The 23690-nt window shown below is 47.7% G+C and carries 19 protein-coding genes; 2 read left to right on the forward strand and 17 right to left on the reverse strand.

Annotated features, from left to right (window positions below; all coding sequences use genetic code 11):
• Positions 1-11: 11 nt before the first annotated feature.
• The 12 genes from I8U27_RS04845 to I8U27_RS04900 form a co-directional block, all read right to left on the reverse strand.
• Positions 12-1400, reverse strand: coding sequence for a UDP-N-acetylmuramoyl-tripeptide--D-alanyl-D-alanine ligase (locus I8U27_RS04845; RefSeq protein WP_232345252.1), 1389 nt, complete (start codon positions 1398-1400; stop codon positions 12-14).
• A complete protein-coding gene (locus I8U27_RS04850) occupies positions 1400-2893 on the reverse strand; it encodes a UDP-N-acetylmuramoyl-L-alanyl-D-glutamate--2,6-diaminopimelate ligase (protein WP_181751493.1) in 1494 nt (497 codons plus the stop codon). Before I8U27_RS04850 ends, I8U27_RS04845 begins: the two co-directional genes overlap by 1 nt.
• A gap of 482 nt (positions 2894-3375) precedes the next feature.
• A complete protein-coding gene (locus I8U27_RS04855) occupies positions 3376-5292 on the reverse strand; it encodes a stage V sporulation protein D (protein ID WP_181751494.1) in 1917 nt (638 codons plus the stop codon).
• Between the two features lie 295 nt (positions 5293-5587).
• On the reverse strand, positions 5588-7351 hold the full coding sequence (locus I8U27_RS04860; RefSeq protein ID WP_181751495.1) for a peptidoglycan D,D-transpeptidase FtsI family protein: 1764 nt from the start codon (positions 7349-7351) through the stop codon (positions 5588-5590).
• Between the two features lie 62 nt (positions 7352-7413).
• The gene (ftsL, locus tag I8U27_RS04865) at positions 7414-7782 is read right to left on the reverse strand and encodes a cell division protein FtsL (RefSeq protein WP_181751496.1); all 369 of its coding nucleotides are present in this window, start codon (positions 7780-7782) and stop codon (positions 7414-7416) included.
• A 39-nt stretch (positions 7783-7821) separates the two neighbouring features.
• Entirely contained in the window at positions 7822-8754 is a 933-nt protein-coding gene (rsmH, locus tag I8U27_RS04870) for a 16S rRNA (cytosine(1402)-N(4))-methyltransferase RsmH (protein ID WP_181751497.1), read from the reverse strand.
• 17 nt (positions 8755-8771) lie between these two features.
• On the reverse strand, positions 8772-9203 hold the full coding sequence (gene mraZ / locus I8U27_RS04875; protein ID WP_181751498.1) for a division/cell wall cluster transcriptional repressor MraZ: 432 nt from the start codon (positions 9201-9203) through the stop codon (positions 8772-8774).
• Positions 9204-9342: 139 nt separating this feature from the next.
• Positions 9343-10602: an adenosylhomocysteinase gene (locus tag I8U27_RS04880; RefSeq protein ID WP_181751499.1), complete on the reverse strand. Its 1260-nt coding sequence runs from the start codon at positions 10600-10602 to the stop codon at positions 9343-9345.
• Positions 10603-11043: 441 nt separating this feature from the next.
• Positions 11044-12684, reverse strand: a complete 1641-nt coding sequence (gene bshC / locus I8U27_RS04885; protein WP_181751500.1) for a bacillithiol biosynthesis cysteine-adding enzyme BshC — start codon at positions 12682-12684, stop codon at positions 11044-11046.
• Between the two features lie 70 nt (positions 12685-12754).
• On the reverse strand, positions 12755-14149 hold the full coding sequence (locus tag I8U27_RS04890; RefSeq protein ID WP_181751501.1) for an MFS transporter: 1395 nt from the start codon (positions 14147-14149) through the stop codon (positions 12755-12757).
• A gap of 140 nt (positions 14150-14289) precedes the next feature.
• The gene (locus I8U27_RS04895) at positions 14290-15228 is read right to left on the reverse strand and encodes a ketopantoate reductase family protein (RefSeq protein ID WP_181751502.1); all 939 of its coding nucleotides are present in this window, start codon (positions 15226-15228) and stop codon (positions 14290-14292) included.
• A gap of 445 nt (positions 15229-15673) precedes the next feature.
• Positions 15674-16156 carry a YfbM family protein gene (locus I8U27_RS04900; RefSeq protein ID WP_181751503.1) on the reverse strand — a complete coding sequence of 161 codons (483 nt, stop codon included), beginning with the start codon at positions 16154-16156 and terminating at the stop codon, positions 15674-15676.
• A 626-nt stretch (positions 16157-16782) separates the two neighbouring features.
• On the opposite strand from I8U27_RS04900, the gene I8U27_RS04905 reads away from it, so the two are divergent.
• Positions 16783-17988, forward strand: a complete 1206-nt coding sequence (locus I8U27_RS04905) for a CynX/NimT family MFS transporter (RefSeq protein WP_374057921.1) — start codon at positions 16783-16785, stop codon at positions 17986-17988.
• A 116-nt stretch (positions 17989-18104) separates the two neighbouring features.
• Here the strand turns inward: I8U27_RS04905 and I8U27_RS04910 are convergent, their stop codons facing one another.
• Genes I8U27_RS04910 through I8U27_RS04925 form a run of 5 tightly spaced genes read right to left on the reverse strand, consistent with a single transcriptional unit; the run spans position 18105 to position 22919 of the window.
• On the reverse strand, positions 18105-19640 hold the full coding sequence (locus I8U27_RS04910; RefSeq protein ID WP_181751505.1) for an acyl-CoA carboxylase subunit beta: 1536 nt from the start codon (positions 19638-19640) through the stop codon (positions 18105-18107).
• A 14-nt stretch (positions 19641-19654) separates the two neighbouring features.
• Positions 19655-20431 (reverse strand): enoyl-CoA hydratase, encoded by a 777-nt coding sequence (locus I8U27_RS04915; protein WP_181751506.1) that lies wholly within the window; start codon positions 20429-20431, stop codon positions 19655-19657.
• A 5-nt stretch (positions 20432-20436) separates the two neighbouring features.
• On the reverse strand, positions 20437-21345 hold the full coding sequence (locus I8U27_RS04920) for a hydroxymethylglutaryl-CoA lyase (RefSeq protein ID WP_181751507.1): 909 nt from the start codon (positions 21343-21345) through the stop codon (positions 20437-20439).
• Positions 21346-21359: 14 nt separating this feature from the next.
• Positions 21360-21575, reverse strand: a complete 216-nt coding sequence (locus I8U27_RS20500) for an acetyl-CoA carboxylase biotin carboxyl carrier protein subunit (protein ID WP_181751508.1) — start codon at positions 21573-21575, stop codon at positions 21360-21362.
• A gap of 9 nt (positions 21576-21584) precedes the next feature.
• Entirely contained in the window at positions 21585-22919 is a 1335-nt protein-coding gene (locus I8U27_RS04925; RefSeq protein ID WP_181751595.1) for an acetyl-CoA carboxylase biotin carboxylase subunit, read from the reverse strand.
• A gap of 216 nt (positions 22920-23135) precedes the next feature.
• Between I8U27_RS04925 and I8U27_RS04930 the strand changes: the two genes are divergently transcribed.
• Entirely contained in the window at positions 23136-23609 is a 474-nt protein-coding gene (locus I8U27_RS04930) for an N-acetyltransferase (RefSeq protein ID WP_181751509.1), read from the forward strand.
• The last annotated feature ends 81 nt before the right edge of the window (positions 23610-23690 follow it).

A 23690-nucleotide genomic window follows, 5' to 3' on the forward strand; every position in this document is an offset into this window, starting at 1 on the left:
TTTTGCTTCTCCTACTCTCCTTCTGTTAAATTCTTCACTACTTGATCCAATTGAACCGCACGCGAAGCTTTAACCAGCAATAATACGCCGGAGTTTCCCTTCTGGTTTAAAACTTCACCAGCTTCAGCCAGGGAGGCAAAATGCTGAATCCATCGTGCTGAATCCCGATTTGCCTCACGGGCACCTTCGGAAATCCAGCGGCCTCGTTTCCCGACTGTATAAATGCGAGAAATCCCTTTTTGAATTGCATAAGCTCCCAATTCTTTGTGGTAATTCTCTTCAAGGCTCCCTATTTCGTGAATATCACCTAACAAAGCCCATTTTTCAAGTTGCGGTTCCAATTCAGCCAACAGATCAAGGGCCGCCCGCATAGAGGTCGGGCTTGCATTATAGGCATCGTTAATTATCTGCATTCCGTTTTGGGCCGTTACCATCTCCAGACGCATTCCTGTCGACTGAACCCGGGACAGCCCTGCGGCAATCTCTTCTTCAAACAGTCCGAAATGACGGCCGACAACTATGGCGAATAGAGCATTTTTGATATTGTGTCTGCCTAACAAGGTAAGGCGGAAGAGAGTTTTTTTGCTTTTAGAACGAAAGGTGAAGCCTGCCGCCCCTTTCATCTCAATGTTTTCAGGGCTCTCATCCATGTCGTTTCCCCAACCGATTCTTACGTGCGGATGTGTATCATCCGTCAGGTATTTTTCTAACAGTGGTTCATCCCCATCGAAAATGAGAGGCCCGTCAGACCGCAATCCTTCTTTAATTTCCAACTTTGCTCTGGCAATTCCTTCCCGGCTGCCGAGATATTCAATATGAGATTCACCAATATTGGTAATCACCGCTGCATCCGGTTTAGCTAAACGGGAGAGCAGAGCGATTTCACCCGCATGATTCATTCCCATCTCCACTACGGCAATCTCAGCCCGTTCAGGCATGGATAGCAGAGTGAGGGGAACTCCTATATGGTTATTAAGGTTGCCCTGTGTTTTATGCACTTGATATTTGGATCCCAACACGGAGGCGATTAAATCTTTTGTCGTCGTTTTTCCATTGCTTCCCGTTACGGCGACGACCGGAACAGCCGACTCCTCGCGGTAAGCTTTTGCAAGCTCTTGCAAAGCTGTAAGCGTATCTTCCACCAGAATAAACGGAACCCGGCTTCGTTCCGGCAACGGCCGGTCCTGTTGCCAGAGAATTGCGGCGGCCCCCCGTTCAATTGCCTGTCCCGCGAACTGGTGACCATCAAACTTTTCTCCCGTCAGCGGAACATACAGCTGGTTCTCTTTGATTTGGCGGGTATCGGTGGAGACACCACACACAAGCAGATTTTTGTCGGAAGGCGCACCGATCAGCCTCCCCCCTGTCACCTTTTCAATCCAATCACATCTGCGTTCCATCATGATCCCTCGTTTGACTGCCGATTAAAAATAGCTGTTCTGGCTACTTCCCGATCATCAAAATCATAACGAACTCCATGAATTTCCTGGTAGGTCTCATGCCCTTTTCCGGCGATCAATACCACATCCCGAGGTTCCGCCTGCCCAATCGCGTAATGAATAGCCTGTTTTCGATCCGTGATTGTTACAAAACGGCTCTTTGCCACTCCTTTTAACCCTTCAACCATATCTGCAATAATCGCTTCCGGATCTTCCGTACGCGGATTATCGGAGGTAATCACCGAAAGGTCACTGTACTTTTCAGCAATTTTCGCCATCAGTGGCCTTTTGCCACGGTCACGGTCTCCACCGCATCCCACCACGCAGATTACTCTGCCTTGAGCAAATTCACGAATCGTGGTCAGGGCATTTTCCAGACTATCCGGAGTGTGTGAGTAATCGACGATCACGGTAAACGGCTGTCCGGCCTGAACCGGTTCAAAACGCCCATTCACTCCGGAGATTGATTCCAGGCTCTGCTTGATCTGCTCCAGACTGATTCCCTCAAGAAGAGCAGAACTGATCGCCGCCAAACCATTATACACATTAAACTTTCCCATCAACCTGAGCTGAATTTCTGCAGAGCCCTGGTATGTATGCAGAGTAAATGCCGTTCCCGCCGAAGTGACGCGAATGTTTTCAGCTCGGACATCAGCCGGTTTTTCAATTCCATAAGTGATCACTTGAGCCGGAGTGACACGGGTAAAATAGGCGGAAGCATCATCATCCGCATTTAAAACGGCAAACGAGTTTTCATCGGGAAGGTCCGCGTAGTTGTTGCCTAACTGGCTAAACAGCAATCCTTTTGCTGCCCGGTATTCCTCCATCGTCTCATGATAATCCAAATGGTCTTGCGTCAAATTGGTGAAGACAGCCGTGCGGAACCGGCAACCACGTGTCCGCCCCATTTCCAGTGCATGTGAAGAGACTTCGATGACTGAATAGTCACAACCCTCATCCCGCATCAACCGAAAACTTTTCTGCAAATCGACCGCTTCCGGTGTGGTGTTGTTCACCTTATAGGTACGGTCACCGATTTTCATATGGATCGTACCAATTAAGCCCGATTTGTGTCCAACATCATTAAAAATCCGGTGAATCAAATGGGATGTTGTGGTTTTACCATTGGTTCCGGTAATTCCGATCAGTTTTAATTCCCGGGTCGGATGGCGATAAAAAGTAGACGCCACCACCGCCATGGCCCGGCGGGAGTCCGGGACTTGTACGACAGGCACTCCCGGTGAAACCGGTTCTTCCGCAAGTACCGCAGCCGCCCCTTTTTCCACCGCCTGGGCAATAAACCGATGCCCGTCCACGGTAAAGCCACGCAAAGCAATAAATAAATCACCCGGTTTCACCTGGCGCGAATCAATCTGAATTCCCTGAATTTCCGTATGAGGATCTCCGGTCAGCTTATGTAAGACGAGCGGCCGAATTAAATCTTTCAAGAACATGATAAACCTCCCCAGCCACGTTCCAAACTAGCGTCATTTAATTCCTTGAAAATTGAAAAGACAAGATAAAATGCCAGGCATGCTCCTGGCACGAGAAGATATAAACTATTTCATCTGCTACCTTGCACGTGGATAAGGTTCTGCCTTAACTACTGCGGTGGCGGCTGTATCCTTACCAGCCATCACACAAATGAATAACCTCATCCTGCGCAATTCTCGCAACTAAGATTCTAACATATTTCGCGTAGCATTTACACACCTGACAAGTAGCAGATTTTTAACTGTTTTTCTGCATTTCTCATGCTTGCCAAGCATCCGATTATATTTCTTCGAGCGAGTCTCCCCCCCCCCCCCCCGATTCACCTATGGGGATGAAAGCGAGCGTCGGACGAGGGAGGGTGCTAACCCTCTCAGAAGTCTGACATTTTTTGAAAAAACCAGGAATTACTCAAGAATCTCCTGCGTGTACGCATGGGGAGTGGTCAATTGTCTCCTAAATAGATCTTAATCGCTGTCCCCTTTTTCACCCGTTGTCCGGGATGAGGGATCTGATCGATCACAATCTGCCCTTTGCCGTACACTTTAAGAGGGAATGAATACAAACTGGATCTGAGTTTTTCAACATCTTGTCCCAATAAATCGGGCACAGCCACGATCGGTGTCGTGAGCGGAGTTGTTTCAGGGGGTATCTGATTGGTTCTCTTTTTCACCCCCAGATAGCGTAAACTATCATGCAGAATATCACCAACAATCGGTGCCGCCACAACTCCGCCGAATTGGATGCCTTTGGGGTTATCCACTGCAACATAAACAACCAGCCTGGGGTCATCAGCCGGAGCAAAGCCAATAAAAGAAACAATGTGGTTGTTTTGCAAATACCGTCCGTCTGGCCCCACTTTCTGCGCAGTTCCCGTTTTCCCCCCAATCCGGTAGCCATCGACAAATGCCTTGCGCCCGGTTCCTCTCGCTACCACACTTTCCAAGGCGTAACGAATTGATTTTGAATTCTCCTCTGAAATCACTTTGCCTTTGATTTTCGGCTTGATCGTATCAATCGTTTCTCCTGTCTCGGGGTCTATCCAAGCCTTGGCCAATTGGGGCTCCATCAATTTCCCGCCGTTAACGGCTGCCGCTACTGCCGCTACCTGCTGAATCGGTGTCACCGATACTCCCTGTCCGAAAGAAGTTGTTGCCAGTTCGACGGGACCTACCCGGCTTTCCCGAAAAAGAATCCCTCTAGCCTCACCATTGAGATCAATTCCGGTTTTATCACCGAATCCAAACTTTTTGATATAGGAAAAAAGCTTTTCTTTGCCCAGCCGTTGCCCAAGATTGACAAATCCGGGGTTGCAGGAATTTTCCACCACTTCCAGATAAGATTGATGACCATGGCCCCCTCTTTTCCAACAATGCAAGCGTACACCGCTCACACTGATAAATCCGGGATCTGTAAAACCCTCTTTAAGATTTACTTTTTTTTCTTCTAAGGCGGCAGCAAGGGTGATGATCTTAAACGTAGATCCCGGCTCATATGTTTTCCAGATCGGCAAATTGCGGTTGTAGATGAGCGGGTTGGTTGTTCGGAATTGGCCGGGGTTAAACGTCGGACGGCTGCTCATCCCTAATATTTCGCCTGTTTTTGGATCCATGGCAATGGCCAGCACATTTTCCGGCTGATACTGGGCAACAGCCTGATCCAGTTCTCTCTCCAGAATGGCTTGAATGGAATAATCCAGGGTTGTCATTAAATCAAGCCCGTCTCTTGGCGGAACAAAGTGATCCGTTCCTCCCGGCAACTCTTCGCCGCGTGCATTGGCACTAAAGGAAACATATCCTTTCGTTCCTCTCAATCGTTGGTCATAAACAAGTTCCAGCCCCGCCAATCCCTGATTATCTATCCCTGCAAATCCCAGAAGATGGGCGGCAAATGTTCCAAAAGGATAATATCTTTGACTGTCTTCAGTAACCACAATTCCGGGCAATCTCAGCCCTTGAATCTCCTTCGCTTTCTCCTCTGTAATTTTTTTGCCCCAAGGGGTGATCCATTCCTTTAAACTTCGTTTTGTGATCAGCTTATAGATTTCATCCTCCGGTGCCTGCAAAATTCGGGAAAGCTTTCTGGCAGTGCCCGCAGGATCTTTAATTTGTGCAGGAATCGCGATAACCGATGGAGAGCTGATATTATAGGCCAACTTTTTTCCGTTTCGATCAAGAATCCTCCCCCGTTTTGCCTCAAAGGGGATATCCCGGTTCCACAATTGCTTTGCCTTTTCCGTAAGCCAGATCCCTTGAAAGAACTGGACATAGGCCAGCCTTCCCAGTAACGCAGAAAACACTAAAAAGGCGATCAAAAACACCACAAACAGGCGTTTTCGAACTAAAGAATTTAACCCCCGCACTCTCTTTCCCACCCCCTCACCTCAAGGATGTCTTATGACAAGCCTATTCGGCGGAAAGGAAAAAAATGACGCGAATACCCTAATTAAAAATACACATTAAAAACATTTATTGGACACAATCATGAACAACTTATTTGAAACACTTATTAAAAACACTCATTGAAATACATATTTAAAACACATGTTTGAAACAATCATAAGATAGTTCCTTTTCTTCAAACAAAACTCCCAGACTCACTGACCAAAAGAAAGCCACAAAAATAGCACCTGAAGAGATTCAGGTGCCCGCGATCCTTTATTTTAACAAATCGACGATTTGCTTATTCGGTTGGATCTGCCTGATCTGCAATGCATTTTTCAGAATATCCCTTGCAACCGGAGCCGCTACCGTTCCACCTGACACATTTCCATAAGCAGAAGAAGGTTCATCAATGGCCACATAAACAACGATATCAGGATGATCATACGGAGCAAAACCGATAAATGAGACCACATACTTATCCTTTAAATAACCCCGTCCGTTCGGGTCCGGCTTTTGGGCCGTTCCTGTTTTTCCAGCCACCCGGAAACCGGGCACCTCTGCTTCTTGTGCAGTCCCGCTTTTGACGACATCACGTAATCGCTCACGTACCTGTTTGGCTGTCTTTTGACTGATAATGCGATGTTTTGTTGGTTTAAAAGTTTTAATTCTTTTTTTCTGTTCAGAATCCCAAACTTCTTTCATCACATGCGGCTGACACCAAACGCCACCGTTAGCGATCGCCGAGACGGCTGCCACCTGTTGAATCGGCGTCACCGAAATTCCCTGTCCAAACGCTGTCGTCGCTAATTCAGCAGGGTAAGGAGGACGATTGAAAAAGTATCCGTTTCCTTCTGCCGGCAGGTCGATCCCTGTCTTCCGGCCAAATTTGGCTGTGATATCTCCAAATCCGAATTTATCAATGTAATGGATCAGGCGTTCCGCTCCCAGCTGTTGTCCAAGCTTTACAAAGGCAACATTACTTGACAACTCTACACCTTCACCATATGTAATCGTTCCCCAACCACCAGGGTACCAATCACGAATCGTTTGATCCCCTACCCGAATCGAACCTGATTGAAAGGTTGCATTGGGATTGAAAATGCCTTCCTCAATTGCTGCCGCAAGTGTAACAATTTTAAATGTTGATCCGGGCTCAAACTGGCTTTCCACTGCCTTGTTGCCCCTGTTTTCTTTGGTAAGGGTTGAAGCATACCGATGGGGGTCAAAAGTGGGCCGGCTGGCCATGGCAAGGACTTCTCCAGTTTTCGGATCAGCGACAATCGCCGTTCCGCCCGTGGCTTCGTAGTTTTTGATCGCTTCATCCAGTTTGCGCTCCACCTGACGCTGAATCTGGGAATCCAGGGTTAATACCAGATCTTTTCCGTGCTCCGGGGGGCGGTCTTCCTGAGGTTGATCGGAGAGCATCACTCCGTCTTTCGACTGTACATACTTAATATAGCCTTCCTTTCCCCTCAGCCATTTGTCATACTTTGATTCAACCCCGCCAATCGCCTTATCATCCATGTTCAGATAGCCCAGCACATGGGCAGCCTGAACACCATTGTACTTGCGCTGGGAAGTAGGTAAGGAGTAAATACCGGTAAGGGTCCCTTTCTTTCTCAAATCTGTAATCTTTTTGTAAACACTTTCCGGATACTTGACCTTTGTACCGTGTTTTAACTCCACCCATTTTTTCTCCTGGGTCAGCTTCTCAAGCAGGACATTCTCATCAATCTGTAAAAGCGGAGCCAGGATTTGAGCTGTTTTTTTGGGATTTTTGACTTCTTCCGTTGCAGCGCCAAACTTATAAGCGTCCACTTCCCAAGCCAGCTGTTCTTCTTTGGTTCTGTCATAAATCTTTCCTCGATGTGGCCGTAGTTTTTCCTCTTTGACCCAATTTTCTCTTGCTTCAGCAATCCACTCATCGGAATTGATAGTTTGAACCCACAGTAACCGCAGAATGATGACACCCAGGCAAAGTGTCCAAACGAGCCCGATCAGAAGAGAACGCTCTTTGCTCTTCTTAAGTGGACCCATAGATTCAGCCTCTCCAATCTACAACATTTTCTAATTAGACTTGTAAACAACCATTGAGTATGTCATGGCTGAACCGAGGGCAAAACTTTTGGAGGTTTTAACTTGAGACCTTTGCTTTCTGCAAACTTGCTGATGCGCTCGGTACTTCCCAATTCCTCTTTTTTGGTTCTCAAATTTTCATTGACCTTTTTTGTCTCCTCAATCTTCTTCTCCGTTTTGTGAACGGCGACATTTAATTCTGTAATGGCGACGTATCTTGAAATAACCGCGATGGCAAGTGCCACACAGATAAATATGCTGAAAAGATACAGCAATTTCTCCCCAACCGTGAACCCCTTCAAAAGTGGCTTTTTCTCTCTCTTTGGACGAACCGCAGAGGCGGGTGCTGACAAAGATCTGGCTACCGCGACATTCCCTCGAGCCTCTCTCATATATATCATCCTCCTTACACTACCGGCTTTCCTTAACCCCTAAATCTTTTCCGCGACCCTTAGCTTTGCGGAACGCGCTCGCTGGTTTCTCTCTATCTCTCTGTCTGTCGGCAGAATTGGCTTCTTCGTAATCACTCGAAGAGTCGCCTTATGCTGACATGTGCATACGGGAAAATGCGGAGGACAAATGCACTCTTGAGCTTGTTCCTGAAAAAACTTTTTACAGATTCGATCTTCCAGTGAATGAAAGGTAATTACACTGATGCGCCCCTGTGGCTGCAGTATTTCAACCGACTGTTCGAGAGCACAGCGAAACGCATTCAGCTCATCGTTCACGGCGATACGGATGGCTTGAAAGGAACGGCGGGCTGGATGAGGTCCCGTTCTTCTGGCTGGTGCAGGAATGGCATGTTTGATGACTTCGACCAATTGCAGGGTCGTTGTGATTGGTTCTTCTTCTCTCTGCTTTACGATCTCTTTAGCAATTCGCCGGGAAAATTTCTCTTCACCATATTCAAACAGGATTCGTGCTAACTCCTCTTCCGGCCAATGATTGATGATTTCATAAGCACTTAACTCCTGATCCACGTCCATTCTCATATCGAGCGGGGCATCCTGATGATAACTAAACCCTCTTTCCCCGTGGTCCAACTGTGGGGAGGAAACACCCAAATCAAACAATATTCCGTCTACCTTTTGAAACCCGAGTTCCTCCACCACTTGTTTTACCTTTCGGAAATTCGCTTTGATTAAATAAAGGTTACAGTCCAGATCTTTTAAGCGCTCTTTGGCGTGATCAAGAGCGGTTTGATCCTGATCTAAGCCGATCAGTGTACCGGCTTTACTGAGCCGTTCGGCAATGTAACGGCTGTGCCCCGCCCCACCCAGTGTACAATCGAGATATACTCCGTCAGGCTTGATATGAAGTGCGTCTGCTGCTTCTTCTCTTAATACAGTCTCATGGATAAACAAATGATTTCATCCTTTATCTACAGATCCAGGTCTACGATGCTTTCCGCAATTTCGTTAAACGACTCTTCGGAGCTGGCATAATAATCTTCCCAAAGCTCCTTACTCCAGATCTCAATACGAGTGGAGACACCAATGATCACGCAATCTTTTTCCAGCTTTGCAAAATCGCGCAGATTGGCCGGAAGCAATATTCTTCCTTGTTTATCCAGCTCGACTTCACATGCACCCGAAAAAAAGAATCGCGTAAACTTGCGGGCATCCGCTTTGGTGAAAGGGAGAGCTTTCAATTTCTGCTCTAATTGTGTCCACTCTGAGCGAGGGTATGCAAACAGGCAGCTGTCCAGTCCGCGGGTGATGACAAAAGCATGTCCCAATCCTTCTCGGAACTTGGCCGGGACAATGATTCGTCCTTTCTCGTCTATAGAATGACGATATTCACCCATGAACATACACAAAGCCTCCCTCGCTCCCCTTCCTCCCCACTTCCCTCCACTTTCCACCACATTGTAAATTATACCACACGGCAATTAAAAAATCCTGCACACACGTGCAGGATTTAACAGATCAAGATGAATTTTTTGGAACTATTTACAATTTCCAGCTGGCCAGGTATTTCTCCTGTGCCTCGGTCAGATCATCAATTTGAATTCCCTGTGATTCGAGGAAGAAACGAGCTACTTGCTCATCCAAATGATAAGGGACATCAATCACTTTTGGACCGATTTTCTGGTGATTCTCATTCACATATAACAAACACAAAGCTTGCAAGGCAAAGGTCATATCCATGATCTCGGCCGGATGTCCGTCACCAGCCGCCAGATTCACCAGCCGCCCCTCGGCCAGCAAGTGCAATTTACGGCCATCTTCCATAACATACTCTGTAATATCCTTGCGTACAACCCGGGTATCAACTGCTTGTTGTTCAAGAGCCTCAATGTCGATTTCTACATTGAAATGGCCGGCGTTGGCAAGAAGAGCTCCATTTCTCATGAGCGGATAATGGCTGCCATTGATAACGCCTTTATTTCCCGTGGTAGTGACGAAGAAATCACCATACTTGGCCGCTTCGGCGATCGGCATCACGGTAAACCCGTCCATATGTGCTTCAGTCGCTTTAATCGGGTCCACTTCAGTTACAATCACCCGGGCCCCCAGGCCTTTTGCCCGCATGGCGACCCCGCGACCACACCATCCGTATCCCACTACGACCACCGTTTTTCCGGCTACAACCAGATTGGTGGTCCGGTTGATGCCATCCCAGACAGATTGGCCCGTTCCATAACGGTTATCAAACAAAAACTTGGAGTAGGCATCGTTTACCGCAACCATCGGAAAACGAAGTTCAGCGGATTTTTCCAGGGAACGCAAACGCAAAATTCCCGTGGTCGTTTCTTCACAGCCACCCTTCACCTGTTTCAATAAATCAGGCCGCTCAGAATGGAGGATACTGACTAAATCCCCGCCGTCATCAATGATCAAATCAGGGGCTGTTTCCAGAGTTTGAATCAGATGATATTTATATTCATCCGGTGACGGATTATATTTGGCAAAAACAGTTACGCCTGAAACGGCAAGTGCAGCACATATGTCATCCTGAGTGGACAGGGGATTGCTCCCCGTGATGGTTACCTCCGCCCCTGCATCGCGAATCAGCTCGGCGAGGCATGCCGTTTTAGCCTCCAAATGGAGCGAAATGGCCACTTTTTGTCCCGCCATAGGCTTTTCGACAGATAACTGCTCACGCAAACGATTTAAAACAGGCATGTGCTCCCGAGCCCAGTCCATCTTCAGCCGGCCCTGCGGGGCCAGATCAAGATCACGCACAATACTTCTTTCCGCAGAGTTCATTAAGATCCTGCTACTAAAACATAGACAAATATGTCCATATCTAGAGTTTTCCTGTTTCAACCAGCCCTGCCTCGCCGCTTACTCGCTACTACAGTTTGCTATGGCTGTCCACAGGCGTAAATTCCCGACCAGCCATCGGTACATATACATGACTTTGTTATGTGATGGTCATGTATGGATTTTAGACTTGGTTTTTGTCTAAGGACATGTCTTTCTATATTTCGTAGCAGATTTCCTCCTTTCAAATTTAAAATGATTGAGCATGTTTTCCACATTGGTCTGCATTTGGCTATATTTTGGGGTGCTGTTAACTACCTCCTTCATTCTCACTATATGTAATCGCAAATAAAAGCTATATTCAGTGCTTAACAAAGATCAACGGATAAGGAAGGTCGTTGCCGTGGTTTATTATACCTGATACCAAAAAAAAGAAAAAGTCATTTACAAGATGATACATCGGTGTTTTGTTTCCTCCCCTTTAGCCAGAAGAGACGCTTGCAGCAGTTGGTCGACCCATTCCAGACCATATTCATTCCATAAATTAACAAAATTATACACTCGTTCTTGCGGCTTATGGAATGGCGTACAAGAGTTAAATATTTCATCCCAGTGTTTTAACCTGGTTTGATATTTGTTTTCAATGGCCTTTTTTGTATAGGCATAAAAAAAATCTACTTGCTCTAAGATTTTCTTTTGGTTCTTTTTCCCCATCACATTTAGATCCATACCAATTTTTTGAGTCAGGGTAGAGATAAGAGGCTGGTAAATTTCCATCACTTGCTGTTTAACAGGCAGAAAAAGAGCATCTAAGTCAAGAGAGTGCTGATTCTTGAGCCACTCATCCCTTTTCTGTTCCAAACGTGAAAACAGATCACTCCAGGAAAGTTGAAATTCGTCCATTCTTTTCCTGACAGTGCGATTGATCAGAGTAAGATGAAGACGCGGATAGACGATCGGCATCTCCAGCCCGACCTCTTGGAATGCATGCTTAAACAAGGCCCAGTAGGCAATCTCCCCCGGTCCTCCCACAAAGGCAAGGGTTGGAAACAGATACTCCTGCATCAAGGGGCGTGTAACCACATTGTTACTGAACAATTCCGGGCTCTTACCGGCCAGAAGAAGCAGTTCGTTCGTGGTAAAACGGGCTTTCCCCTCTCCGGTTACCCATTGGCCGTGATCCCGGAACAGCGGTAAACGCTCTCCGTCTTGCTGTATAAATAAATGCCCCTGATTCTCTTTCAAATCAACAGGTGAAGGATACCCCAACTGATTCAGATGACCGGTCGCTTCCTGTACACGCAGATGGATCTTCTCACTCTTTTCGATCAAAGCTTGAAAAAAAGGGGCTTCCAGGCGGCGCAGGGGCGGATAGGCAGAGTCAATCAGCAGCAGCCCCCATTTTCCGAACAGATGGTGCATCACCCGGGCAAAGAAACGGCTCCAGGAAACAGACCCCGCAGACAAGACCTTCAACTTTTCCAGCCATTTCTTTTTATTTTCACGGTCGGGCAGGATTTGGCTCAGTTCATCCAGCCAGCGATGAAACTCTTTCTCTTCCAGGAGTAGTGAAGAAATGGAGCGCTTCTTGTCATCCTTCGTTGAAAAGCGGTGTTTGACGGGGGTTCCATCACCCGATTGCACCCAGACGTGATCCACTTCATTCCGGTCATGATCTTCTCCGGCAATCCAGAACACAGGGATGACGGGACGTTTTAAGCGCTCTTCTTCCCGTCTGGCCAATTGGATAATTGTAATGGCTTTATAGAGAGTGTATAAGGGGCCGCCAAGAAGACCCGCCTGTTGGCCGCCGATCACAACAATGCTTTCTGCCTGGCCTAAACGGTTCAGATTATGAACCACATTCGGATGAAGCAACTCCGGTTTATGATATGAGTGCAGTATGCGGGCAAGTTGTGCCCGGTCGTACCGCTCCTGTCCCGAGTCTAAATATTTGGCCCGGCGGGCAAAACTCCCCTCCTCCATCGGATGGTATGAAAACAGTGAATGAACAGGGTGTGTCTGTTGATGATAGTTATCTACCAACGGGTGTGACCCCAGGTAGGATACAGCATCTATTTTCATATGGACTCCTTCTTTAATCCTGGAATAAAAATTAGTATATCATGAATGAAGCAGGCACAGAAAACCCCTTTCACCTCCGGTTATGAATGGGCAAAAACAGACTCAGCACCAAACCTACCCCGGAAGCCCACGCCGCGAGAACCATCACATGATGCTGTGCCATAATAACCAGTGCTTCCTGAATGCCGCCAACAATAAACCAGTTGTTGGTCAGCGGGTGAAAGGAGCTAAAAAACCGTGCCATCGCCACCAATCCCAGCGCGCCGCCAGCTGCCCGAAACATACCAATTGCCATTAAAGCACTCTTGATCTGGCGGGGAGGAACCCAGCGAAATAAAAGACGATGGGCCGGAGCTGCCTGTGTCAAAGTTAAGCCCGCTCCCAGAATCGCCAGAGTTAAGAGATGAAACCATCCGGCGGGCACCCATGCGAGAACCGCATACGAAATGGCAGCACACATAAATCCAAGAACAGAAATCCCTTTAAAGCTCCATTTCGCTGTAAGGCGAAGCACGAGCGGCAGTGACACCACCGAACATAGCAGAATATAGGAAAGAACGGCTCCACTTAGGATATGATGCAGGGGATATAAGTGAATCATCCAGGCGGGAACCAATACCAGCGCCATCCAGATGAACCCCGTCAGAGCAACCTGGAAGTATAACAGCCAAAGGCGCCAATGGGCAAAGAGATGCGGTTCAAAAAACGGTTGCCGGCTCTGTCTTTCAATCATAAACAGGGGGACAACAAGACCCAGAGCTATAATCCACAGCGGAATCACGTGGGGCTGAGTCCATGCCCTCCATCCATGAAGCAAATCCGTACTCGTCACCGCTGTCATCAGAAAAAGAATCATCGCCCCAAAAAAGAAAATCCCTTCCCCGTGAATCGGGCGGCTCCTCCCCGGCCTCTCAACTACCATCCAGCGTCTCGACAGGACAAACAAAAAAATGGAGAGAAGGAAATAGAGATAAAACACTGATCTCCAACTAAACAAGTAGACAAGTGCAGCGGTGAAGAGAGGGGTAAACACCAAACAGCCTGCAAGCATCAAGATCACAAACAGCTTCTGATACCGGCTTCCCTTGCTTATCATCCGCCTTGCCTGCACAGCGACATACGGAACGATTCCACCTGCTCCAACAGCTTGTATTACCCTTCCCCACATCATCCAAACCCACATATTTGAAAAAGCAATCACTAACGATCCAAAGGCAAACAAAAACAAAGACACATGAAACACTTTGTAACGCCCGGTGTTGGCCGCCCAGCTCTCCATAATCGGCAAGGAAAAAGAAAAAAAGGCTAAATGAAGCGAAATAATCCATACACTCCAATGAATGGAATGATGATGATATTCAACCATGATGGAAGAGAGGGCAGGCGAAAGCGCCACAATATCCAAGGTGCTAAGCAGGATTGCAATAACAAATGTTTCCACCGATAACTTCTGAAAAAGAGACAAAGTACCGCCTCCACGACTCTTTACGGTTCCGCCGCTTGATTCAGCACCATTATAACATCACAAAAAAGCTCATCCTAATCCCCATCTTTCCCCAATCCCGGCTTGTGAAAAGCCCCCCCGAAGTGACAACCATCAGCTTTCTATCCCGTTTCTCTGGCATGGATGAGACGAACCATCTCTTGATTAATGGGCGCGTCGATTCCATTTTTTTTGCCCAGCTCGACCACCGCTCCATTGATAAAATCAATCTCTGTCCGCCTCCCTTTTTGCAGATCCTGCAACATCGAAGAGTAGTTCCCGGCTGTTTTCCGGCATACCATCCGCACTTTTGCCATGGTGTCCTCCCGGTCCAGCACAATTCCCTGTTTCGCAGCCACTTCAAGGGTTTCACTCAGAATTTCTTCCATTATGACCGTATACTCCCCAGATAACAATTCCCCATTTTTCACCTGATCAATCGCGGTTAGAGGATTAATCACACAGTTGATCGCCATCTTTTCCCAGATCCTTCTTAACACTTGACTGTCATAATTCAGGGAAATGCCGAAATCCTGTCGCTGCCCTTGTATCATGTCCAGCAAAGATAGGAGCGCCGGATGGGGTTGACCCGCCTTCGGAAAAGCCCCGATCCACGTTTCCCCGAGACCCGTATGCTCAACCTCGTTACCTCTTTTCTTCCAGGCCCCTTCAGTTGTCACCGCCGCATAAGTCCAGGGGCGGCGACGGAGCCTGGCGATTTGATCTCCATGCCCCAGCCCGTTCTGCCAGAACAGGATTTGTGATTCGGGATGTGTAATGGTTTGAAGCAAAGGAATGACATCGGCAAGATGGATTTGTTTAACTGTTACAAAAACCACATCAAACGGGTTATTTACAGTTATTTGTGAACTTTGCTCCGCCCGTACGGGAATCCTCCGGGTCTGATGGCGGAAAGATGTGAAAATCAGCCCCTTTTCACAAAGACACTGCTGTTGCTCCCCGGTGCGGGTGATCAGAACAGTTTCCAAATTTTTGAGTTGTGACAATCTGGCTCCCCATAACAGCCCCAGTGCCCCGCAGCCCAATATAGCTATCTTCATCTATTTGACCCCTTATAACAAAAAATGAAAAAAATGAGCAGGCCTTTCATTATATCAGACAGAACCCATCCTTCATTATCTATGATGTACCCTAATCGACTCAGATCATAGCACAGATTCTCGTCCAATTTAGGGTAACAGATCAATTGAAATCCGCTAAATCAAAAAAGACCGCGCGAAAGCGGTCTCAAGAGAATGAAAAATGCTTTGACCTCTCCACACGGCTAAAGCAGTGGGATTCTGCTTGCGACCACCCAGTGAGGTACGATCGCTGAACGGTAAGCAGTACCAGTGGAACCCCTTTACGCAATTCCTCGGCCCGAGGATGTCCGTTCAAAAGAAAATTTTACCAAAAAGATTGTCAGACTTGCAAGGGGATGAACCCTCCTTCGTCTGAGCTCGCTTTCATCACAATCCTGAAGCAAAGGGTTTTCCCGCTCGCATTTTATAAGATGTAAACCAACATAGGATTTCCCTTTTCAGCAGCGGACTTATAATAATCAACCATATCTTTATAATTGCCTAATAAATAGTCAAAATCATCGTCTATCCAGTTGTTAAAAGAAGGATAGAGCTTCAATTCATTCATTTCTTCCGTATTAAATCTATCTTTCAGTTCTTTTTCTGAAATTCCCCGCAGGGCTTCTGTGACCTCTTTTACTTCATCGGAAGTCAAAAAACTGGCAAATATGTAATCACTTGCATTTTCAAAGACCGTTCCCCCCAGAAGGGCATTTGCCAGAGGCGGGTCACCTCCCCCAACTTCACCTGTTAGCAAAAAATGTATCCCTTGCCATGTTTTATCAATATCTAATGGTTCCTCAGGATTTTCTTCCGAGTTTATCACGGATGGCAATAAGGATGAATCATTTTTTACCGCTTCTAATCGTTCAGGTGTTATTTGCTGCAAATAACAGGTCATTCCCATGATGTTCTCCTCCTTATACTCTGGTAACCATGCAGAATTACTCCCATTTACCATCTGTTCGGTTGAGGGGGTGCGAGCAATAATCACACCAAAAATATTGCACTTGCAGCTCAACTTCATGCGATTGATCACACATCGGGCATTTTACTGTTTCAACGGGAAACTTAGCTCTTTTTTTGTGTAAATAGGGCAGAAGCAGCAACGGAACGATTGCAAAAAGTCCAAGAATAACGGTCATTATGAAAAAAGCGGCAAGAAGCCAACATAAAACAATCTGTTCTGTATACGGGGCACGCCGGGGCTGTTTATCTCTCAAATTTTTTAAAATACCTATAGGCCAGATTTATACCCTCCCCCTTTCCTGATTGAACATCAAAACATATAAATTTTCAATAAAGTTAGGACTCAGTATAAATATAATATAATAAAATCACCCGAACAAATACTGATCTAACTCTCTCTTTAGTGTATAATAGCTTCTAATATAAATATTTTTGAACGCTAAATATTCGACTTTGCAAGGTCCCCCGCCATCCTATCGGGCGGGTTTTTTCCATTTTGGATTCGTCTTTGTCCCGCTTTATTTTTTTGTTATAAAGGGAGTATGTTTTATGAAAAATCGCTCTATTACAACACCGCAAACCATCACAGGAAAAAAAGTGCTATTGGTATTGGGAATTATCTTTGTTGCTTTTAATTTGCGGCCGGCGATTACTTCGGTGGGGCCGTTGATCGGACTAATCCGGGAGGATTTGGGAATATCCAATGGGGTGGCCGGATTTATTACCACTTTGCCGCTGATCGCCTTTGCGCTGTTATCGCTGTTGGCTCCCGGATTTGCCCGGAGATGGGGCAGTGAAAGGGCTGTTTTTTTGGGATTGCTTATTTTGATCATCGGAATCACCGCCCGTTCAACCGGGGCAATCACGGGGGTATTTTTGGGAACGGCATTGGCCGGGATTGGAATTGCGGTTGGCAATGTACTGTTGCCCGGCATTGTCAAACAGAAGTTCCCCGGAAAAGTCGGACTGATGACAAGTGTGTATACTACTTCCATGAGTATTTTTGCAGCTCTTGCATCGGGGTTGAGTATTCCGCTGGCACAGCGGCTCCATTGGGGATGGAAAAATTCCCTCGCGTTTTGGGCCTTTTTTACTGTGTTGGCTATTCTGATTTGGATTCCCCAGTTGCGCAATCAGAACAAACCTGCTTCCATTCAGGCATCTCAGCCTGAGGCCGATACCGGAGCCTTATGGCGTTCACCGCTTGCCTGGCAAGTTACGCTCTTTATGGGACTGCAATCGTTTTTGTTTTACTGTACAGTAGCCTGGCTCCCCGAAATTCTGCAAAACCGTGGAATGAATGAAGGTGAAGCGGGTTGGATGCTTTCGATCATGCAATTAATCGGTTTGCCGGTCACATTTCTTACCCCGGTCCTTGCAGATCGTCTTGCTAACCAGAAAGGGATCGCTGTTTTAATCGGCGTCATCCAATTTCTCGGCACGTTGGGGCTTTTTTTCCACAGCTTCGCCATCCTGGTAGCCAGTGTGGTTATGATCGGGATTTCTCTCGGCGGCTACATCAGTTTGGCACTCTCCTTGCTGGGGTTACGGACGCGTAATGCCATCCAGGCAGCCCGGCTTTCCGGTATGGCTCAATCGGTTGGATATGCATTTGCCGCGGTCGGTCCCAGCTTGATGGGCTTTTTATTTGACCATTTACACACATGGATACCATCATTGGTTATCTGGTTGATTATAACCATCTGCTTAATTTTTATCGGAATTGGGGCCGGACGGGATGAATATGTGTCTTTTGAGAAAAAGGCTTAGGGTCTTGCCATGCCTATTGAGTTAGTTGTCCGGTGGAAAAATAACTTTTAAATACTAAAGATGACCCCGGCAACCTGACAAAAGGGCGCTTGCCGGGGTTTGTCACAAATATCCGCCTATACCGGATAAACCGGATGTTTGCGCTCACTAAATACCACTTGTTTGCTTTCATATGCAGTAAAGCGGCGAATCAGTTCATCCCTGAGCTGGTCGGGGTCAACGATGCCGTCGACGATCAACTCGCTGGCTAACCGGTAAATATCGATATCCTGTTTGTACTCTTCCCGTTTTTGCATAACAAATTTGGTTCGCTCCGGCTCTTCCAGTTCGGCGATCTTGTTACTGTATACGGCGTTGACGGCGGCTTCCGGGCCCATAACGGCAATTTGCGCAGTGGGAAGGGCCAGGCAGCAGTCAGGCTCAAAGGCGGGGCCGGCCATGGCATACAGACCTGCTCCGTATGCCTTGCGGACAATGACAGAGATTTTGGGAACAGTTGCTTCGGACATGGCAGAGATCATTTTGGCTCCGTGACGGATGATACCGGCTTTTTCCACCTGGGTGCCAATCATAAAGCCGGGCACATCAGCAAGGAAGAGGAGCGGGATATGATATGCGTCGCAGAGTGTGATAAACCGGGCCGCTTTGTCAGCTGTATCGACAAATAAGACACCGCCTTTCACTTTGGACTGATTGGCAATAATCCCGACTGCGCGACCGTCGATCCTGGCAAATCCGGTGATGATCTCCCTGGCAAACAACTGTTTCATCTCATAGAAAGAATTTTCATCCACCAGGCTGGTGATCAATTCCATCATGTCAAAAGGAGCGTTTTGATGGTCGGGAACAATCTGTGAGATGGGACGCGCGCCGGCTGATGGTTTTTTTGCGGCTATTTTTGCCGGTTTGTGCCTGTAGTTGGCAGGAAAATAACTCAGGTAACGCCGGGCAGAAGCAATCGCCTCTTCTTCACTGGCGGCCAGGACGTCGCCGCAGCCGCTCACGGTACAATGCATACGGGCACCGCCCATTTCTTCCAGGGTCACTTTTTCCCCGATCACCATTTCCGCCATTCGCGGGGAGCCGAGATACATGCTGGCGTTTTTATCCACCATGATTACCACGTCGCAAAAGGCGGGAATATAGGCTCCCCCTGCGGCTGAAGGGCCAAACAGGATACAAATTTGCGGGATCATGCCGGACAGCTTCACCTGATTGTAAAAAATCCGCCCTGCACCACGCCGTCCGGGGAACATTTCAATCTGGTCAGTGATGCGCGCCCCCGCGGAATCAACCAGATAAAGAAGAGGCACTTTTAATTTTTCGGCGGTTTCCTGAATACGGATGATCTTTTCCACCGTACGGGCTCCCCAGGAACCGGCTTTCACTGTGGAATCGTTCGCCATGACACAAACCGTTTGCCCGTGAATTTTTCCAATCGCGGTAATCACACCGTCTGCCGGCAGATCTCCGGCCATGAAGTTGGCAAACAGGCCGTCTTCCAATTGGAAATCGTCATCAAATAAAAGTTCTAACCGCTTGCGGACAAACAATTTCTGCTGCTGTTCCAATTTTTCATGGTATTTGGGAGCACCGCCGCTCTGTATCTTTTTCACATTTTTCTCAAGCTCTTTCATCCATGATTCTTTCATATTAACTCCCCTCACTATTCACCCAGATAGATCGGTTTCCGTTTTTCCTTAAATGCCTGTAAGCCTTCCAGGCGGTCTTTTGTCGGAATCAGTGTTTCATATGCTTTGGTCTCCAGAGCCAAACCGCTTGCCAGATCCACTTCCATTCCCTGATCAATGGCAAATTTGGCCTGAGCGAGGGAAAGGGGGGCATTTTCACGGATGATAGCCGCCAGTTCCAGCGCGGCTTCCATCACTTTTCCTTTCTCCGCCACCCGGTTTACCAGCCCGATTTCCTCTGCAAGAGCAGCAGAAATCTTTTGTGCTGTAAAGATCAGTTCCTTTGCTTTCGCCTTGCCGATAATGCGCGGGAGCCGCTGTGTCCCGCCGGCTCCGGGGATAATCCCCAGTGATGTTTCAGTTAAACCCAGCACGGCCGTCGGATCGGCAACCCGAAGATCACAGGCGAGCGCCAATTCCATTCCCCCGCCCAGTGCCAATCCGTTTACAGCAGCAATCACCGGTTTGGGCAAACGTTCGATCCTGGTAAATGTCTCTCGGATCAGAGTGATATACCGCCGTACCTGATCCTCTGAAAAAGTGTACCGCTCTTTGAGATCCGCCCCGGAACAGAAAGCTTTTTCACCCGCTCCTGTGATGATTACAACCCGTGTTTCCCTTTCATGGGCCAACTCGTTGGCGATTTGGGATAATTCCTGCAAAGCGGGAAGGTTCAGAGCATTATAAACCTCCGGCCGGTTCAACCTAACGACTGTGATTCCATCCTGTCTCTCCCATTTCACAACGGGCATCTCTTTCACTCCTTCCGCTTACGCTCTTTGACGCCCACATAACTTTGCAATACTTTGGAGGGGAGTTTTTTTCCGAGTAGTTTCCCGGCAAAAAGGCTCGTTTCACAAAGAGCGTCGAGATCAATTCCGGTTTCTACACCCATTCCGTGTAACAGATAAATAAGATCTTCTGTCGCCAGATTTCCGGCCGCACCGGGAGCATACGGGCATCCGCCCAGGCCGCCAAATGAACTGTCCAGAGTGGAAATTCCCATTTCGAGAGCCACAAACGCATTGGCCAAGCCAGTGCCGCGGGTATCATGAAAGTGACCGGCCAGGCGTTCAGCCGGAAACTGGGTCAGCAGATCGCCCAACACCTCTTTTACCCCGGCGGGAGTGGCTACCCCGATGGTATCTCCGAGGGAGACTTCATATACCCCCATTTCAAACAGCTTTTCACAAATCATGCTTACCCGTGAAACGGAAACTTTCCCTTCGTACGGACAACCAAAAACGGTTGAAACATAACCGCGCACTTTTTTCCCGTGTTGTTGCGCCAGGTTGACCACATCAGCCAAAACTGGAAACGTTTCATTTATGCTTTTATTGATATTTTTAAGATTATGCGTTTCACTGGCAGACATAAAAACAGCAAATTCGTTGACGGGAGTCGGGAGTGCCCGTTCCAGCCCTTTACAATTTGGAACGAGCGCTCGATAGGTAACTGCCGTATTTACAGGCAACTGCGAAACCAATTGCTCGGCATCGGCCAGTTGCGGAATCCAGCGGGGATGTACAAAGGAGGTAACCTCCAGATGGCGAATGCCGGCCCGAATGAGTTTTCCGGCAATCTGTTGTTTATACGCCGTAGACAGGATGGTTCGCTCATTTTGTAATCCGTCCCGCAAACCCACTTCGACAATTTTTACCTTCATAAAACCCCCTCCGTTTAGCCTTCCAATTCCATTAATGCTTCACCGTCACTCACAAAAGAGCCGACCTCCACTTTGATTTCTTTTACTGTACCGGATTGATCCGCCTGGATGGGGACCTCCATTTTCATCGACTCCAAAATAACCACATCCTGCCCGGCCTCCACTTGGTCTCCGGGAGAAACCAGGATTTGCAACACCGTACCTGCCATGCTTGCTTGTACTTGTACCATGCTTTCACCTCATCGCTTTGTTCTGTTGGCTAAAATGTGTGTATCATAATGCCCGTCTATAAAGACCGGGTCGTCAAGCACTTCCAGAAGCAGCGGTATATTTGTCTTTATGCCCGCAATCCGGAATGCCTGCAACGCTTTCCGGCTGCGCGAAAGAACTTCTTCACGAGTGCAACCGCTTACAATACATTTGGCAATCATCGGATCATAAAAGGGCGAAATTGTATTACCGGTCTTCACTCCGGTATCGATGCGAATCCCTTCCCCCTGTGGCGGATGAAATTCTGTCAGCTTGCCGGGGGAAGGCAGGAACGTCTGCGGGTCTTCTGCATAGATGCGAAATTCCATTGCATGCCCGTGTAAAGGAACCTCTTCCTGCCTGACGGGGAGCTGTTTCCCCTCAGCCAAATCAAGTTGCAAGGCTACGATATCCAATCCGGTGATACATTCGGTAACCGGGTGCTCCACTTGTAAACGGGTATTCATTTCCAGGAAATAAAATTCTTCATCGGGACCAACCAAAAACTCAACCGTCCCCACTCCTGTATAGTGAACGGCCTGAGCCGCACGAATGGCTGCCTCGTAAAGCCGCCGGCGCGTTTCGGAATGGATGGAAGGGGACAAACTTTCTTCGATCACCTTTTGGTTACGCCGCTGAACGGAACATTCCCGTTCGTACAAGTGAATCACGTTTCCCTGCAGATCGGCGGCAATTTGTACTTCCACATGACGGGAACGCTCGACCCACTTTTCCAAAAAGAGAGTATCATCTCCAAAATAAGCTTTGGCCCTGCCCTGAGCTGACGGGAACAGTTTTTCCATCTCAGCGGCATCTTTCACTACATGCATCCCGATCCCGCCCCCGCCTGCGCTTGCCTTGACCATTACCGGAAAGCCGATTTTTTCCGACGCCGTTACGGCATCTTCTTTGCTTTGCAATCCTTCCGTTCCCGGCACCACGGGAACACCGGCTTCGATCATCGCTTTTCGTGCAGTCACCTTATCGCCCATCTCCGCAATCACACCAGGCCCGGGTCCAATCCACACCAGCCCCCGTTCCATCACTTTTTTGGCGAAGGCAGCATTTTCCGAAAGAAATCCGTATCCCGGATGAATTGCATCAGCTCCTGTACTTTCGGCTGCTTGCAGGATGGCGTCCATATTTAAATAGCTTTTAGCCACTGGCGGCGCTCCGATACAGACGGCTTCATCAGCCATGGATACATAAGCGAGGTCACTGTCTGCTTCTGAATAAACCGCAACGGTTTTACATCCCCGCGACCTGCAGGAGCGAATAATCCGGCTGGCAATTTCTCCGCGGTTCGCGATCAGTACTTTTTGAATGTTCATTGCGTCACCTCAGCAGGTTTTTTAGAATAGGGGCACGGAATAAAGATCTCTCTTTTTGCAATATTTTCTTATAAAATTACATAAAGGCTGGAGCCAAAGTAGAGATCTATTTCAACTGGTTCGACAGGCCCACATTTTTATCCTGCTCAGTTTTAATTATGATAAAATAAGATCAAATCATGACTAAATGAGGGACAGGGGGACTTGCCCATGCAAAGGCCTAAAGTCGAAAGATTAAAAATTAATTATAAGACATTAGAGGAATTCCAAAAATTCCACGAATATGGACTGCCTGAGCTTTCTATGCTGGAAGACCTGGAAGCTAATATGGTGGAAAACGACAGTAACTCCCCCTTTTATGGCATTTACCGGGACGGAAATCTGGTTGCCCGCATCAGCCTGTACCGGATCGATGCCAAATATGACCGCTATTTTTCTCCTGCACAGGATTATTATGAAATTTGGAAGTTGGAAGTGTTGCCTCAATACCGGAATCAGGGGCTGGGAGGCGCTCTTGTTTCCTACGCCAAAAGCTTGTCACTGCCTGTCAAAACCAACGCCCGTCACCGGTCTGATCCTTTTTGGATCAAAATGGGCTTTCAACCTGTTCGCTATGACCCTCAGAGAGACCGCGGCGAAAGCCCCTATGTCTGGCTGCCTCCCGGTGTCGGATTAAAGGAATGATTCCCGAAGATTATTTTTGCCGGTCTGTGACAACAACATCTCACGCACAGAAAAAGACCCACTTTCTTCAGGACGGTGGGT

Origin of the sequence: Paenactinomyces guangxiensis (assembly GCF_016055185.1) — a bacterium.
Taxonomy (GTDB): Bacteria; Bacillota; Bacilli; order Thermoactinomycetales; family Thermoactinomycetaceae; genus Paenactinomyces; species Paenactinomyces guangxiensis.

Coding starts and splice junctions, on each gene's coding strand:
- I8U27_RS04845 (WP_232345252.1), bottom strand. CDS start 1,400: ATGGAACGCAGATGTGATTGGATTGAAAAGGTGACAGGGGGGAGGCTG.
- I8U27_RS04860 (WP_181751495.1), bottom strand. CDS start 7,351: ATGGGTCCACTTAAGAAGAGCAAAGAGCGTTCTCTTCTGATCGGGCTC.
- I8U27_RS04915 (WP_181751506.1), bottom strand. CDS start 20,431: ATGCCCGTTGTGAAATGGGAGAGACAGGATGGAATCACAGTCGTTAGG.
- I8U27_RS04920 (WP_181751507.1), bottom strand. CDS start 21,345: ATGAAGGTAAAAATTGTCGAAGTGGGTTTGCGGGACGGATTACAAAAT.
- bshC (WP_181751500.1), bottom strand. CDS start 12,684: ATGAAAATAGATGCTGTATCCTACCTGGGGTCACACCCGTTGGTAGAT.
- I8U27_RS04910 (WP_181751505.1), bottom strand. CDS start 19,640: ATGAAAGAATCATGGATGAAAGAGCTTGAGAAAAATGTGAAAAAGATA.
- I8U27_RS20500 (WP_181751508.1), bottom strand. CDS start 21,575: ATGGTACAAGTACAAGCAAGCATGGCAGGTACGGTGTTGCAAATCCTG.
- mraZ (WP_181751498.1), bottom strand. CDS start 9,203: ATGTTCATGGGTGAATATCGTCATTCTATAGACGAGAAAGGACGAATC.
- I8U27_RS04930 (WP_181751509.1), top strand. CDS start 23,136: ATGCAAAGGCCTAAAGTCGAAAGATTAAAAATTAATTATAAGACATTA.
- I8U27_RS04880 (WP_181751499.1), bottom strand. CDS start 10,602: ATGAACTCTGCGGAAAGAAGTATTGTGCGTGATCTTGATCTGGCCCCG.
- ftsL (WP_181751496.1), bottom strand. CDS start 7,782: ATGAGAGAGGCTCGAGGGAATGTCGCGGTAGCCAGATCTTTGTCAGCA.
- I8U27_RS04895 (WP_181751502.1), bottom strand. CDS start 15,228: ATGAAGATAGCTATATTGGGCTGCGGGGCACTGGGGCTGTTATGGGGA.
- I8U27_RS04850 (WP_181751493.1), bottom strand. CDS start 2,893: ATGTTCTTGAAAGATTTAATTCGGCCGCTCGTCTTACATAAGCTGACC.
- I8U27_RS04900 (WP_181751503.1), bottom strand. CDS start 16,156: ATGGGAATGACCTGTTATTTGCAGCAAATAACACCTGAACGATTAGAA.